A 15,854-nucleotide genomic window follows, 5' to 3' on the forward strand; every position below is an offset into this window, starting at 1 on the left:
CCTGCGGGAAGAAGAGCGAAACGTGAGACCCCACAGGCGGGACGCCGAGGAGTAGGTTTTTTCACGATAGTGAAAATAACCTTCCCCTGCGCTCCCCGCGGAAAGCAATTGCCTGCAGCGGAAAGAAACGGGCAAAATTTACTTGCAAAATTAATTAAACAACAAAGTACTTTCTTTAAAAGAATTGCGTCCAACCCACTACACTAGTATAATAATGGATATGTTTACATAGTTGGAGGGAACAATAAAGTGAAAACAACAATTTCAGAAGTACATAAACATGTTGGAGAAGAAATTACCATCGGTGCTTGGATTGCCAACAAACGTTCAAGCGGCAAAATTGCCTTCTTACAACTAAGAGATGGGACAGGCTTCATCCAAGGGGTTGTAGTAAAAGCAGAAGTAGAAGAAGAAGTTTTCCAAGCAGCAAAATCCGTAACACAAGAATCTTCTATTTACGTAACGGGAGTTATCCGTGAAGACGAAAGATCTCCATTCGGATACGAAATGGGTGTAACAGGAGTTAAAGTAATTCATGAAGCGGTTGATTATCCGATCACACCGAAAAATCACGGAACAGAATTCCTTATGGACAACCGTCACTTATGGTTACGTTCTAAAAAGCAACATGCTGTAATGAAAATTCGTAACGAAATCATTCGTGCTACATATGAGTTCTTCAATACAAATGGCTTCACAAAAGTAGATCCGCCAATTTTAACAGGAAGTGCTCCTGAAGGAACAACGGAACTATTTGCGACGAAATACTTTGATGAAGATGCATATTTATCCCAAAGTGGTCAGCTTTACATGGAAGCGGCAGCTATGGCACTAGGAAAAGTATTCTCATTTGGTCCAACATTCCGTGCGGAAAAATCGAAAACTCGTCGTCACTTAATTGAGTTTTGGATGATTGAACCAGAGATGGCGTTTTATGAGCATGAAGAAAGCTTAGAAGTACAAGAACAATACGTTTCTTATATCGTTCAATCTGTAGTGAAAAATTGCAAATTAGAACTAGGTATATTAGAACGTGATGTTTCTAAATTAGAGAAAATTCAAGCTCCATTCCCTCGTATCTCATACGATGATGCAATTAAGTTCTTAAACGAAAAAGGATACGATGATATCAAATGGGGAGACGACTTCGGTGCTCCACATGAAACGGCAATAGCGGAAAGCTATGATAAGCCAGTATTTATTACGCACTACCCTAAAGACTTAAAACCTTTCTACATGCAGCCACATCCAGATCGTGATGATGTTGTGTTATGTGCAGACTTAATTGCGCCTGAAGGTTATGGTGAAATTATTGGTGGTTCTGAGCGGATTCATGACTATAAACTATTAGAAGAGAACTTAGAGAAGCATGGTTTATCTCTAGATGCATATGGATGGTACTTAGAGCTTCGTAAATATGGTTCTGTACCACACTCTGGTTTCGGATTAGGATTAGAACGTACGGTTGCTTGGATTAGCGGCATTGAACACGTTCGTGAATCTATTCCATTCCCAAGACTATTAAATCGTTTATATCCTTAATAAATTGCCGGCCACTTACAAACGGATGAGTGGCTGGTGTTTTTTTCTAAAAAAAGAAGAAAGCGTAGCCAAGGTACTGCATCACAGCCATCCACTCTTCCTAGCGAATTTTCAGAAGAAACTTTCCTTACAACCACTCTCATATTTCTGCTATACTTACTTCAGAGGTGTTATCCGTTAATGAAAAAAGACCATTTTATCGAGTTCCTAGAAGAAGGGAACCTATCTATACCGAATTATTTATTGAACAACTACGTACAGCTCGGATTGAATGAAACCGAATTAATGATTATTATTCATGTACATGCATATGTTGAAGCGGGTGTTGTTTTCCCTACACCTGAAGAAATTGCTGAAAAAATGACAATTAACGAAACTCAATGTATGGAGCATTTACGACAATTATTGAAAAAAGGTTATTTAGCCATTACAGACCAGATGGATGAAAACATAATCAAGTATGAGTGCTATTCTTTAAGGCCACTTTGGGAAAAAATGATTTATTTTATGATGAACGAAAGTAATCAACAACAAAAAGTGGAATTAGAAGTTAATGAGAAGTCGCTTTACAACATATTTGAGAAAGAGTTTGGCCGCCCGCTTTCTCCGTTAGAGTGTGAAACGTTAGCGATTTGGATTGATCAAGATCATTATGATGCAGAAATTATAAAAGCTGCCTTACGTGAAGCTGTATTAAGTGGAAAGCTTAACTTCCGTTATATAGACCGAATTCTTTTTGAATGGAAGAAAAACGGTGTGAAGACTATCGTCCAAGCACGAGAGTATAGTAAAAAGTTTCGTAAAGCCCCAGCTAAAAATGCGCAACAAACACCACAAAAGAATGAACCTTCAAGCAATACAGTACCATTTTATAACTGGTTAGATTAATATAAATAGGTACGTTACGATACTCTGGCTTTGTCAGAGTTTTATTTTTATTTTATAAAGGATGATGTTTTATGTTAAATCTAATAGAAATTAGACGTTGTTTAGATACATTTGCTGATATGTTCCCAGAGGCTCATTGTGAGCTTGTTCATAAAAATCCTTTAGAATTAGTGATCGCTGTTGCATTATCTGCGCAATGTACAGATGTACTCGTAAATAAAGTAACAAAAAACTTATTTCAAAAATATGAAACACCTGAAGATTACTTAAGCGTATCGTTAGAAGAATTACAAAACGATATTCGCTCGATTGGGCTGTATCGAAATAAGGCGAAAAACATACAGAAGTTATGTGAGATGATACTAGAACATTACCATGGCGAAGTACCACGTGAACATTCAGAGTTAGTCAAGTTACCTGGTGTAGGTAGGAAAACAGCGAATGTTGTAGTATCCGTAGCGTTCGGTGTACCAGCCATTGCGGTAGATACACATGTAGAAAGAGTTAGTAAGCGTTTAGGCATCTGTAAGTGGAAAGATAGTGTATTAGAAGTGGAGAAAACATTGATGAGAAAAATTCCTGCAGAAGAATGGTCAGACACGCACCACCGTATGATCTTTTTCGGGAGATATCATTGCAAAGCACAGTCACCACAATGTGAAGTGTGTCCACTGCTTGATATTTGTAGGGAAGGGAAAAAGCGAATGAAAGTGAGAATGTCCAAAAAATGAGAAACATTCAAGTCTCAGCCGCATTCGCCAACCACCTATTTTATAAAGAAAGTGATGTAATAAAAATAAAGGAGGAATTATCTATAGAAGATGTTTCCTCCGTTCCGTTCCTTTTTGATATCGTCCACAGCCATGGAATATCGCTCGAAATAAAACCTTGGGAAAGTAGAAGAGAATCGGTAAAGCAAATCATTTTAGTGTGGACGGTTAAAAGGGAAGAAATCAGTATTTTACATAAACAAAGAAATAAAGAGAAAATAATGAAAGAAATGCCTAGTGCCATTGCGCTTTATATTAATTTATTATTCTGGGTCAACGGACAGCCTGTTACAAGTTTAGTTAATCTTAAATCTGACCTTGAGGAATTAACTTGGAAACCAGTTAATCTTGCAGAAAGGCTATCCTTTATCATGAAAAGACCTTATCTATACCATAGTTTTGTGCAACTAAGTGAACTATTTACTGAAATGGAAAAAATGTTTGAAAAGGTAAAAATCAAGGAGAAGCTTTAACTTGAAATAGTTTTATTATATTTATTTTTACAAAATATCAAAGTGATACGGGAGATAATTTTTACTACAAAAACAAGTAGAAAAGAATATATCTAATTCCTATTACTCATCCTCATTTTCTCGTATTATTGGCGATAAATAAAGATTTATTCGACAAAATTTGATGAATTTGGAGCGTGTTTTCTTAGTTCTAGCATGAATGCTAGGGCTTTTTTTGTTGTTAACGTAACTTAAATAGAATGCTACTTTTTGTCGCAACACGTTGTTTTTAAGTGAATATATTGTCTGATTTTGCGCTTGCCCAGGAAATGATTACTCGGAAATAGCTACTTCTTAACAGTTAAGATTTTGTAAATATTCTATATGAAAAAGGAAAGCGACTACATGAAAGAGAATATGCTAGTAGTAATAATTTGTTTTCTCCTTAGAAATACACAAAGATCCACAGCCAAAAAAAGTATCTGTTAGGGAGCTGGTACAGATGAAGAGTAGTAATCCTTTTTCGTATAGTAAGATTTTTGTCATTGGAAGTGGATTTTTTGCATTAACGTTAATTTGGACCTTTTACAACGCATACATGCCGTTAATTTTAGGAGATTACATCGAGAGTAGAGCTATAAGAGGAGCTATTATGGGTCTAGATAATCTTCTAGCAGTACTACTGATTCCAATTATCGGAGCATGGTCCGATAAAGTAGACACAAAACTAGGTAATCGTTTGCCATTTATCGTCATTGGGATGCCACTAGCAGCTATTCTTTTTATCTTAATTCCATTTGGAGCCGCAACGGCACTTTGGGTTTTATTAGTGGTAGATATTATTTTCTTGTTTGCAATGACCATCTACCGAGCACCTGTTATTGCATTAATGCCAGACCATACTCCTAAGGAAAAAAGATCAATGGCGAATGGGATTATAAACTTTATGGGTGGTATTGGGGCAATTGTGGCCTTGTTTGGTTTATCAACGTTGTATGGAATAGACAGATCTTATCCGTTTATTGTGGCAGGATTATTATTAATGCTAGCATTTTTACTACTATACTATACAGTGGACCGAAAACCCCCATATTTTGAAAAGGTAGAAAATGAGTTAGAAGAAGTGCATGCATCAAGGTCATTCTTCAAAGGGTTGGCAGTATTGAAAAAACCTGAATTTCGCGGGCATTTATTAATTTTAATTGCAATCTTCCTTTATTTTATTGGCTTTACGGGTGTAGAAGCTTTATTTACCGTATATGCAGTGGAGCATTTAGGATTTGAGGAAAGTGCCGCTGGTTTAACGTTAGGATTTTTTAGCCTTTCTTTTGTTATCTTTGCAATTCCAGCAGGGCTGTTAGGAAGCAAGTTAGGAAAAGCACCAATGATGTTACTCGGATTAATTACCATACCATTTATCTTTTTATCCATACCATTTTTACCACTTTTAGAAAATATTTTCCCAACTATCAACCTAGTACTTACATTACAGCTTGTGTTGTTTATAGGAGGAATTGCTTGGGCATTAATTAACGTGCAAGCATATCCATTAGTTGCGGACTTAGGTGGGAAAAATAAAATCGGATTTTTCACAGGTTTATATTATTTGTTTTCTATGTCATCTGCAATTGTGGCACCTGCAATGTTAGGCTTACTTATGGATCTATTTACACATCCAGCCCTTTTTTACGGAGCATCAGCTAGTTTCTTCATTGCGTACTTCTTCTTAAGAGCTGGAAGTAAAAAAGTAGCAGCAAATGCCATTGATGGAAATACAAACAGTACTATTCACAACTAATTTATAAGCAGCAATATTTACATTAGATCTAAAAATCAAAACCTTCCATCCTACAGGAAGGTTTTTTATTTCAAGAAAATTACAGGTGCCAGGCACCTGTAATTTTCTTGAAATAAATAGATATTAGTAGATTTTGTAAGTATACTTGCATTAGAATTATTCATATGTTGAAGGTAAGGAGTACAGGCTATTGAACGAGGTTGAATATGATAAGTTATTAAATATCCAAACAATAGAGGAACAAAAAGGGTTCAACGATAGTGTTCATTATCATCGTTATGAAGCGACACCTTATAATCATCTTGCTATATTAACGTCAAATTATGAAATTACAAGTAGTCATAAAGTGATTGATGTTGGATGTGGTAAAGGTAAGTTGAATTTTTATTTACACCATCACTATCAAATCCCTGTCACTGGAATTGAACAGAATGAAGAGTTTATTCGTAAAGCAGAAGAAAATTCGCAAAGTTATATGAAGAAGCATACAAACTCTTCGTCAGAGAAAATACAATTTTTTCATGGTTTAGCAGAAGCGTATCCAATTCAAAGCGATGACAACTGCTTTTACTTTTTTAATCCATTTTCTGTTCAAATATTCCGTTCATTTGTACAAAAGATTCTACTTTCTTGGGAGATGAATTCAAGGAAAATAGATGTCATACTGTATTATCCAGATGATGAGTATGTGTATTTTTTACAAACTAGTACTCCGCTTAAATTTGTAAAAGAAATCGAACTACCAAGATATAAAAAAGACATTCGGGAAAGATTTATTATCTTTACAATAGATTAGTGCAAGGAGATTATTGAAATGAATAAATTAAAAATGGAGCCAGTGGAAGCCGCAATAGAAATAGTTCAGAAGCTTTTTCCAACGTGCCAAGGAGCACTGTTAGCAGGAAGTATCGTAAGGGGGGATGCGACGCACAAATCCGATTTAGACATAATCGTTTTTGATGTGGCCATTGAAAATTCATATCGAGAGTCCTTTTTTGCAAATGGTTGGCCAGTAGAACTATTCGTTCATAACCTAACTTCCTACAAACCATTTTTTCAAGATGATTGTAAAAGGGGAAGACCTTCTTTACCGAACATGGTAACAGAAGGAATTGTGTTAAAAGGTGACGAATTTATTAAACTAGTGAAAACAGAGGCACAACAACTGTTGAACGCAGGTCCAGAAAAGTGGTCAGAGAAAACTATTAATATTAAACGTTATTTTATAACAGATGCATTGGACGATTTTGAAGGTACACAGCTTCGAGAAGAAGAGATCTTTATCGCGAATAACCTTGCGGAACTTGTGAATGAGTTTTACCTAAGAACAAACGGTCAATGGATTGGTAACTCTAAATGGGTTGTAAGAGCATTGAGAAAATACGATGAATCATTTACTGAACAATTTGTTCAAGCATTTGATGTATTTTATAAGACTGGAGAAAAAGAAAAGATTATGCATTTGGTTGATGATGTTTTAAAGCCATTTGGTGGTAGGCTCTTTGAAGGTTTCTCAATTGGAAAATAGCAATCTATTATAACAGGGGAAAAGGGGAGTTGGTGGAGAATGCAAGATAATACGTTCGATTATGTATGGGGTGGATTTTCCGGATTACTTGTTGGTTATTTAGTTGCAAAGGTGTATCAAACATGGGCTATTGCTTTTTTAACAACCGGAATACAACTAATGGCAGATCCAATAAAAGGATGGGACCAACAACCATTATGGGTTATCGCAACAAAGTACCCTACTAGTTTTACAGTAATAATAAGTATAATCTTTGGTATAATTGGTATCTTCTTTGCAAAATATTTGCGTCAACGGGAAAAATTAGTTAGTGTAAACAGCTTCTCACATATTTGAGAAGCTGTTTTTTTATACTATTTTCACATAAAAGTTTCTTGTTCTTGGTCCATCAAACTCACAAAAGTAAATCCCTTGCCATGTACCAAGTAGGAGTTTGCCGTTTGTAACAATGATATGCTGAGAAGCACCAACCGTACTTGCTTTCATATGTGCTGCAGTGTTGCCTTCCATATGTAAATCTTGTTCATGGTGCCATGGATAGACTTCATCAAACCGACGAATCATATCCATTTTCACATCCGGATCAGCATTTTCATTTATTGTAATACCGGCAGTAGTGTGTGGACAATAGACGATAACTGTTCCTTCAGAAACATTCTGCTCCCTTATAAATTGTTCTACATTATGAGTTATATCCAACATCACGTCTCGACTTTTCGTTTGAAGTGAGAATTTCTTAAGCATACAACCAACCTTTCATACTTTTCCTGCATTTTACCATATGAACTATTGTTCTACATATAGATTTGTTTTGACAAAATGGAATAGAGTCCGTATAATCCTAAATAGTAATCATTACGATTTATAAAAAGGAGACAAATTATGAATAACATTATTCCTGTTACGGTTTTAAGTGGATACCTTGGCTCTGGTAAAACAACTTTGTTAAACCATATTCTGAAAAATAGAGATGGATTAAAGGTTGCAGTTATTGTGAACGACATGAGTGAAGTTAATATAGACGCAGAACTTGTGAAACAGACAGGTGAGTTAACGAGAACAGAAGAAAAATTAGTGGAATTAAGCAATGGTTGTATTTGCTGTACTTTAAGAGAAGATTTACTGATTGAAGTAGAAAAATTAGCTCTTTCGGGAAACATTGATTACATCGTCATTGAATCTACAGGAATTAGCGAACCAGTACCTGTTGCTCAAACTTTTTCATACATAGACGAAGAACTAAATATTGACCTAACTAAATTTTGCAAACTAGATACAATGGTTACAGTTGTCGATGCAAACCGTTTTTGGCATGATTTTGAGTCAGGAGATAGTTTACTAGACCGTAAAGAAGCACTAGGTGATGAAGATACACGAGAAATAGCGGATTTACTCATCGATCAAATTGAGTTTTGTGATGTTTTATTATTAAATAAATGCGATTTAGTTGATGAAGAAAATCTGGAAAAGCTAGAAAAAGTACTACGCACGCTACAACCTTCTGCTAAGATAATCAGAACAACTAACTCTGAAGTTGATTTATCAGAAGTGTTAAACACTGGATTATTTAATTTTGATGTAGCAAGTAATTCAGCAGGCTGGTTACAAGAATTAACGAATGGCCATGCTAATCACACACCGGAAACAGAAGAATATGGTATCTCCTCGTTTGTGTATTCCAGAAGAGAGCCATTTCATTCCGTAAGATTTGATAACTGGATTCATAATATGCCTTCAAATATTGTAAGAGCGAAGGGAATTGCCTGGTGTGCTTCAAGAAATAACTTAGCATTAATGATGTCTCAGGCTGGACCATCTGTATCATTAGAGCCTATCTCTTATTGGGTCGGTAGTTTACCAGAAATAGAGCGTAAAAATGTTCTACGCCAAAATCCACAGTTATTAGATGAATGGGATGTTGAACACGGAGACCGCCATACGAAGCTTGTCTTTATTGGCACAGAATTAGATAAAGAAGAAATAATGAAAGAGCTAGATCAATGCTTACTTACAGACTCTGAATACAATTCAGATTGGTCTACACTTGAAGATCCGTTTGAGTGGACTATTGAAAGAAGTTCAGAGGTTGTATAAATGTAAAAGCATTCTTCCTATTTTAGAAGAATGCTTTTTTTAGATTATTGTATGCTAAAAGGCAGCTTTTACTTTTGTTTCGACTTCATCGATCAGTTTACTAATATGTTTAGAGGAGTATTCAAATATTTTTGTATGTACATTTCGCGGAAAGAGTCTTCGAACATCATCCGCATAATAGCTTCCGTCGCCTGGAATATAATGCTCCTGAATTTTAAAAGATTGCTGTTCCGTTGAAACTTTTAATACTATTGGAACAGACATACCAGAACCTAACTGAACAAGGGACCCTTCATGATAATACTCTTCCATTAATGCCCATAAATATATTTCTCCTGCGGAAGCATCTGATTCCAATATTTCAAAAGCACAAAACACGATGCCATCAAAATTAGGGTTCATCACCATTTCATTTAAGTATTTTTCGATTTCGACTTTGTTCATTGCAGATACTGTGATTTTTCCCGATGTCGTGATGGAACAAGCAGATATAATTAAAAACACACATGCTAAAACTCCGAGGTAACCAGAATGTTTTCTCAACCTATCATCCTCCAATGAACAGATAGTCTGTGCGAAAAAGTACCTAAACAAACTCTTGTATAATTTTAACACTAATTTCCATATTTTAAAATACAAAAAATTCAAAAAATATATTTCCTCCTAAAAAAAGACAAAGAGCTTATGTTTCTGCTCTATTGTCTTTTTTAATCAACCTTTTATTAGTTCAATCAATGGCATAATTACGGTTCGTTTAATTAGGTGTATAAATACAGAATACGTTTCTATCATTCATTTTTCGTATAGTATTCATACAATATGAAACGGACTCAACTATTCATCTCCCTCAACTTCTCATCAGAAGGAAGTAAAAAGGATAACAATCCGATGAATGGTAGAGTAGCAGCGAAGATGATTGTATTACCAAGACCAATCATGTCAGCTAACCAACCTAAGGCTACAGATCCAATAGCACCCATACCAAATGCTAATCCAACTATTAATCCAGAAACAGTTCCGATTTTTCCTGGTACTAATTCTTGCGCATACACAACAGTTACGGAAAAGCTTGATAAAATAATAAATCCAATAACTCCAACTAATACGTAAGCTAAATTTGGACCAACAAACGGTAGAAGTACAGCAAGTGGAGCAGAACCTAACATAGAAAGAGAAATCATATTTCTTTTCCCGTATCGGTCAGCAAGGGGACCGCCGAAAAATGTTCCAAGAGCTCCTGTTGCAAGAAAAATAAAGATGTAAATTTGGGACTGTTTAATGCTGAAACCATACTCTTGAATAATATAAAAAGCATAGAAGTTCGTTATCCCAGCATGAAACCATGATCTTGCAAATACTAAGAAAATTAATAAGCTAATAGATAGTAAAATTAGTTGCCGATGTTTTTTCGATTTAGATGTATTTTGTTTCTTTAATTGTTTTTTACTTTGAGATTTTCGTAGTTCTTGCAATTCCTTCACTTTATCACTGTACCAACGAGCAATATACATAAGGAGAACAATGGCTAATCCTGCAACTAATGTAAACCATAATGCGCCTTTTTGACCAAAAGGTATTAATAAAAATGCTGCAATTAAAGGAGCCAGTGCTTGGCCTGAGTTACCACCTACTTGATAAATGGATTGTGCCAGACCTCGTCTTGAACCTGCAGCCATGTATGCAACGCGTGAACCTTCTGGATGAAAAGTGGCTGAGCCTAGTCCAATGAAGAGTACAGAAATAACAATCATCCAAAATGTTGGGGCTAACGCAAGACCAACTATTCCAACAAAAGAAAAACAAAGGCCAATTGGCAATGCATAAGGAGAAGGTTTTTTATCTGTATACATACCAACAACTGGTTGAATTAAAGAGGAAGTGAAATTTAATGCAAAACCTATAATACCTAATTGTGTAAATGTTAAGCCCATGGATTGTTGTAAAATAGGAAACATGGCTGGTACTACAGATTGTAGAGCATCATTTAGTAGATGAACGAAACCAATAATAAAAAGGATAGAATATATCGTTTTATTTTCAGGTTGTGCGTGTGTTGTGCTAAGTTTTTGTGCTTGAGCTTGCATATAGAAAACTCCTTTTTTAAGAGTGAATGTTGTATTGCTAAAGTATAATATAGCATGGTTTTATTTATTACGGTTATTATAAATTACGTTTTCCTAAATATTTTATATTGTTTTTGTATTGGAAAATAAGATAGACTAGTTGATAAATAAGAATAGTTTTTTATAAGGAGAGTTTTCCATGATTGATTTAAGAAGTGACACTGTTACAAAGCCAACCGAAGAAATGCGAAGAGCTGCATTTGAAGCAGAAGTAGGGGATGATGTTTATAAAGAAGATCCTACCGTAAATAAATTGGAAGAAATAGCTGCTGATATTTTAGGAAAAGAAGCAGCACTTTTTGTTACAAGTGGTACACAAGGAAACCAAATCGCAGTGTTAACTCATTGTCGACCTGGTAATGAGATTTTACTAGAATCTGAATCACACATTTTTTACTATGAATCTGGTGCTGTAGCAGCCTTGGCAGGTGTGCAAACGAGAACGATTCAAGGAATAAATGGCCAGATGGACCCATTAGCTGTAAAGGCTGCGATAAGAGGAGAAGATCAACATTTCCCTGAAACAGGTTTAATTTGTATAGAAAATACACATAATCGCGCAGGTGGAGCTGTAGTCCCAGCTGAAAATATGAAAGCTATTTATGAAGTGGCACAAGAGGCGAATATTCCCGTACATGTCGATGGAGCGAGGCTTTTCAATGCAGCAGCAAGTGTAGGTTGTTCGATAACAGAATTTACGCAGTATTGTGATACGGTACAAATTTGCCTTTCAAAAGGATTAGGAGCTCCGATTGGCTCTATTATTGCTGGACCAAAAGACTTTATTACGCGAGCAAGAAAATGGAGAAAACGTTTAGGTGGGGGATTGCGCCAAGTAGGGGTAATTGCTGCACCTGGATTAGTCGCACTAACGAAAATGACGGATAGGTTAGTAGAAGACCATGAGAATGCAAAGTGGTTAGCAAGTCGCCTTCGCGAAATGGAAACGCTAGAAGTGGTAAATGGTGTAGATACTAACATCGTCGTAGTGAATGTAGAAAAAACAGGGTACAACTCGGAACAATTTGTAGCATTATTAGAGTCCAAAGGAGTAAGATCCGTAACATTCGGCCCAACACTCGTAAGATTCACGACACACTACGATGTAACAAAACAAGACATACAACAAGCAGTAGACATCATCACTAACACTATACAAAAATAATTTTCAAAAGCGTTACAAGTGCCTGGCACCTGTAACGCTTTTTTAATATGGCTGTTATTTTTGTTACTGTTCTCCTTTACCTGAGATTCCGTAAAATAATATTTTCGTTATGTCTTCTGTAAGAGGGAGAACTTTTGTATATATGTCTTCTCTTTGCATATATTCTTTCATCATTTGGAAGTAAAACATAACTGCCTCGGTAGAGAGAGTGGGGTCTACATATCCTTGTTCTTTTCCTTCATCTAGTAATTGAACGATGTGGGGGAAAATGCGCTGAACATAAATTTGTTCAATATAGTTTACATCTTGTTTATATTCTTTCATAAAATATTGGTACAACTCTTCATGAATCGAACTCGCTGCTTCTTTTTTATTAAAGATGATCGTCTTCACTTTATCTGGAAAAGGAATGTCACTTCTCATTAACTGCTCAAACTCATCAGACACTTTATTTATGTAATAAATAAACACTTCACGTACTAAATTATGTTTACTTTTAAAATAGTTATAAATGGTAACTTGCGACACGTTAGCTTGCTTAGCAATTTCGGCAATAGACACTTTTTGAATGCCAAATTCCATAAATAAATCTAAAGCACCTTCTAAAATATTCACTTTCTTCTGTTCACGACGTTTTTGAAACCCGTCCATTTCGTTCACCTCCTTTTTAGTGTATTAAAAATTATGTAATAAAACAATAAATATATTTCATAAATATATTGTCAAAGGGATAGTTGTTTTATATTATGAACTATATAGATAAAAATATTTCAAAACTTTAATTCGCTCAAAGTAAAAAGGAGGTCCTACAATGACCGTTCTAAAAATTACTAATCTATCAAAGCAATTTGGAAAGTTTACAGCTTTAAACAAAGTGAACTTAGAAGTACAAAAAGGTGAAGTGTTTGGCTTTATTGGCCCTAACGGTGCTGGTAAATCAACGACAATCCGCGTCCTGCTGGGCATTTTAAAAGCAAGTGAAGGCGAAGTGAAAATCTTTGGGCAAGATGCTTGGAAAGATGCAGTAGATATTCATAAACGTCTCGCATACGTACCTGGTGATGTTACACTATGGCCGAACTTAACTGGAGGAGAAGTTATTGATCTCTTCATCAAATTACGAGGTGGTACAAAAAATAATCGTCGAGACGAGCTGATTGAACGATTTCAACTTGATCCGTCAAAAAAATGCCGGACTTACTCTAAAGGTAACAGACAAAAAGTAGCACTAGTTGCCGCATTTGCACAAGAAGCAGATTTATATATTTTGGATGAACCGACCTCAGGACTGGATCCGTTAATGGAGAGAATATTCCAAGAGTATGTGATGGAAGCAAAAGCAGCGGGAAAAAGCGTCCTATTGTCAAGCCATATTTTATCAGAAGTAGAAAGATTGTGTGATAGAGTTGGAATTATTCGTCAAGGAGAAATGATTGAATCGGGTACACTACAAGAATTAAGACACTTAACGAGAACTAGTATAGTTGTAGAGACAAAACAACCGATAACTTCTATCCAATCTATAAATGGTGTCCATGATGTAGAGGTGAACGGAGCAACCGTTCGTTTCCAAGTCGACACAGAAAAGCTAGATGACATCATGAGGCATATAAGTGAGTTTGGCATTATGAAATTAGAAAGTTCCCCACCGACGTTAGAAGATTTATTTATGCGTCATTATGACACGACAAATCATGCACAATCAACGGAAACAGGAGCGGGAGGTGCTTCCTAATGAAAAAGCATTTGTTTTACCAAACAGGCACCCTTTCCGCATTTATATTAAAAAAAGATCGCTTTAGATTGCCAATCTGGATTATATCTATCGTTCTACTAACGATTGTAACGGCTGGGGCGTTTAATGATTTATATAAAACAGATCAAGAGCGTCAAGCAATAGCAGAAACGATGAAAAATCCAGCAATGATTGCGATGGTTGGTCCCGGTTATGGTTTCGATGACTACCATACTGGAGCTATGATGGCTCATCAAATGTTACTTTTTACAGCCATTATGGTTGCGATAATGAGTATATTACTAGTTACACGTCATACAAGAGCAGATGAGGAAGATGGTAGGCTCGAGCTTATTCGGTCGTTACCAACAGGTAGACTAGCTAACTTAAGTTCTACGATATTCGTAATGTGTGTAACGTACTTGGTATTAGCAGTTGCTGTTGGAATAAGTTTATATGCCTTGCAAGAAGAGAGCTTAACGTTTCAAGGCTCGCTCTTATACGGGGCAGCACTCGGGGCGACTGGCATTTTTTTCACAGCAATAACAGCACTAATGGCACAGCTTTCCGAAACTTCACGAGGTACGATTGGCTATTCGTTTGCCTTTCTTGGAGGAGCTTATTTACTAAGAGCTGTTGGTGATGTTTCAAATGAAACGTTATCATGGTTTTCACCATTAGGTTGGATTTTAGGCACGGAAACTTACGTAAATAACTACTGGTGGCCGATTGTGTTGACTGCTTTTGTATCCGCAGTCATTATGGTGGTTGCGTTTTATTTAAACAGTATTCGAGATGTTGGCTCTGGTTTTATACAAGCGAAGCCAGGGAAGGAATATGCAACTAGCGGGTTGTTGTCGACGCTCGGGTTACCTCTTCACCTTTTAAAAACATTAATCATTAGCTGGGCCATTGGGATGTTTGTGTTAGGTGTATCTTATGGGTCGGTGTTCGGGGACTTAGACACGTTTTTTGAAAGTACCGAAATGATGGAAGAACTACTAAATCCAGTGGAAGGTTTTTCGTTAACCGAGCAGTTCCTAGCTTTATTAATGTCGATCATTTCAATGCTTTGTACTATAGCTCCATTATTAATGTTTTTGAAATTACGTGGGGAAGAGAAGAAAGGACGTCTTGAACATGTGACAGCACGAGCCGTTTCTCGAACACGTATTATTGGAAGCTACTTAGTTATTGGACTTGTCGGAGCGGTTGTGATGCAGTTATTAGCCATGTTAGGGTTATGGACGGCGGTAGTTTCGGTGATGGAAGATCCGATTAGTTTAAGAACCATGTTCCAAGCTGCCATTGCTTACGTGCCAGCGATGTGGGTAATGGTCGCGATTGCTGCATTTCTAGTAGGATGGGCACCAAGGTGGACGAATTTAATCTGGTTATACTTAGGCTATTCATTCTTCGTTGTATATCTAGGTGGGATGCTTCAAGCACCGGAATGGATGGGCAAAATCTCCCCATTCGGAAACGTAACACAAATCCCAATCGCAGACATGAACTGGTTACAAATAATAAGTTTACTAGTCATTGCATTAGTTGTCTCTCTCCTAGGCATAACAGGCTTTAGAAAAAGAGACCTAGAAGGATAAATAAAGATTACAAGAATGTAACAAGTGCCTGGCACCTGTTACATTCCTGAAATAATTACTGTAGAGATAAGAGCAATTCGCTCTCTCTACAGTTTTTTTGTATAAAAGTGAAACGAAACCAGAATTACATTCGTCTAAAAAGAAGGAAATAAATT

Annotated in this window: 16 protein-coding genes; 12 read left to right on the forward strand and 4 right to left on the reverse strand. The window is 36.2% G+C overall.

Annotated elements, in window-relative coordinates; genetic code table 11:
* Positions 1-249: 249 nt before the first annotated feature.
* The 8 genes from asnS to CDZ92_RS04295 all read left to right on the forward strand — a co-directional run bounded on the left by asnS (position 250) and on the right by CDZ92_RS04295 (position 7,314).
* Positions 250-1,542, forward strand: a complete 1,293-nt coding sequence (asnS, locus tag CDZ92_RS04260) for an asparagine--tRNA ligase (protein WP_096153832.1) — start codon at positions 250-252, stop codon at positions 1,540-1,542.
* A gap of 180 nt (positions 1,543-1,722) precedes the next feature.
* A complete protein-coding gene (locus CDZ92_RS04265; RefSeq protein ID WP_096153833.1) occupies positions 1,723-2,430 on the forward strand; it encodes a DnaD domain-containing protein in 708 nt (235 codons plus the stop codon).
* Positions 2,431-2,501: 71 nt separating this feature from the next.
* Complete coding sequence (gene nth / locus CDZ92_RS04270) at positions 2,502-3,161, forward strand: endonuclease III (protein ID WP_096153835.1); 660 nt, start codon at positions 2,502-2,504, stop codon at positions 3,159-3,161.
* Positions 3,158-3,673, forward strand: a complete 516-nt coding sequence (locus CDZ92_RS04275; RefSeq protein ID WP_096153837.1) for a YpoC family protein — start codon at positions 3,158-3,160, stop codon at positions 3,671-3,673. Before nth ends, CDZ92_RS04275 begins: the two co-directional genes overlap by 4 nt.
* Before the next feature lie 481 nt (positions 3,674-4,154).
* Positions 4,155-5,450 carry an MFS transporter gene (locus tag CDZ92_RS04280; RefSeq protein ID WP_096153838.1) on the forward strand — a complete coding sequence of 432 codons (1,296 nt, stop codon included), beginning with the start codon at positions 4,155-4,157 and terminating at the stop codon, positions 5,448-5,450.
* 190 nt (positions 5,451-5,640) lie between these two features.
* Positions 5,641-6,246, forward strand: a complete 606-nt coding sequence (locus CDZ92_RS04285) for a class I SAM-dependent methyltransferase (RefSeq protein ID WP_096153840.1) — start codon at positions 5,641-5,643, stop codon at positions 6,244-6,246.
* Positions 6,247-6,279: 33 nt separating this feature from the next.
* Entirely contained in the window at positions 6,280-6,978 is a 699-nt protein-coding gene (locus tag CDZ92_RS04290) for a nucleotidyltransferase domain-containing protein (RefSeq protein ID WP_096156907.1), read from the forward strand.
* Positions 6,979-7,017: 39 nt separating this feature from the next.
* Entirely contained in the window at positions 7,018-7,314 is a 297-nt protein-coding gene (locus tag CDZ92_RS04295; RefSeq protein WP_096153842.1) for a hypothetical protein, read from the forward strand.
* A gap of 12 nt (positions 7,315-7,326) precedes the next feature.
* Here the strand turns inward: CDZ92_RS04295 and CDZ92_RS04300 are convergent, their stop codons facing one another.
* Positions 7,327-7,722: a secondary thiamine-phosphate synthase enzyme YjbQ gene (locus tag CDZ92_RS04300; protein WP_096153843.1), complete on the reverse strand. Its 396-nt coding sequence runs from the start codon at positions 7,720-7,722 to the stop codon at positions 7,327-7,329.
* Positions 7,723-7,860: 138 nt separating this feature from the next.
* Between CDZ92_RS04300 and CDZ92_RS04305 the strand changes: the two genes are divergently transcribed.
* Positions 7,861-9,072, forward strand: coding sequence for a GTP-binding protein (locus CDZ92_RS04305; protein WP_096153845.1), 1,212 nt, complete (start codon positions 7,861-7,863; stop codon positions 9,070-9,072).
* Between the two features lie 54 nt (positions 9,073-9,126).
* Here the strand turns inward: CDZ92_RS04305 and CDZ92_RS04310 are convergent, their stop codons facing one another.
* Both CDZ92_RS04310 and CDZ92_RS04315 read right to left on the reverse strand, forming a co-directional pair.
* Positions 9,127-9,615, reverse strand: coding sequence for a hypothetical protein (locus tag CDZ92_RS04310; protein ID WP_096153847.1), 489 nt, complete (start codon positions 9,613-9,615; stop codon positions 9,127-9,129).
* A gap of 287 nt (positions 9,616-9,902) precedes the next feature.
* Positions 9,903-11,156, reverse strand: a complete 1,254-nt coding sequence (locus tag CDZ92_RS04315) for an MFS transporter (protein ID WP_096153849.1) — start codon at positions 11,154-11,156, stop codon at positions 9,903-9,905.
* Positions 11,157-11,334: 178 nt separating this feature from the next.
* Here CDZ92_RS04315 and ltaE point away from each other — a divergent pair, with 178 nt between their 5' ends.
* Positions 11,335-12,360 (forward strand): low-specificity L-threonine aldolase, encoded by a 1,026-nt coding sequence (gene ltaE / locus CDZ92_RS04320; RefSeq protein ID WP_096153851.1) that lies wholly within the window; start codon positions 11,335-11,337, stop codon positions 12,358-12,360.
* A gap of 63 nt (positions 12,361-12,423) precedes the next feature.
* Here the strand turns inward: ltaE and CDZ92_RS04325 are convergent, their stop codons facing one another.
* Positions 12,424-13,011, reverse strand: coding sequence for a TetR/AcrR family transcriptional regulator (locus CDZ92_RS04325; RefSeq protein ID WP_096153853.1), 588 nt, complete (start codon positions 13,009-13,011; stop codon positions 12,424-12,426).
* A 160-nt stretch (positions 13,012-13,171) separates the two neighbouring features.
* On the opposite strand from CDZ92_RS04325, the gene CDZ92_RS04330 reads away from it, so the two are divergent.
* Together CDZ92_RS04330 and CDZ92_RS04335 are read left to right on the forward strand one after the other, a co-directional pair.
* Positions 13,172-14,095 carry an ABC transporter ATP-binding protein gene (locus tag CDZ92_RS04330; RefSeq protein WP_096153855.1) on the forward strand — a complete coding sequence of 308 codons (924 nt, stop codon included), beginning with the start codon at positions 13,172-13,174 and terminating at the stop codon, positions 14,093-14,095.
* Complete coding sequence (locus CDZ92_RS04335) at positions 14,095-15,699, forward strand: ABC transporter permease (protein WP_096153856.1); 1,605 nt, start codon at positions 14,095-14,097, stop codon at positions 15,697-15,699. Before CDZ92_RS04330 ends, CDZ92_RS04335 begins: the two co-directional genes overlap by 1 nt.
* Positions 15,700-15,854: the final 155 nt, after the last annotated feature.

Source organism: Bacillus sp. FJAT-45066 (assembly GCF_002335755.1).
GTDB lineage: Bacteria > Bacillota > Bacilli > Bacillales > Bacillaceae_I > Bacillus_CD > Bacillus_CD alkalisoli.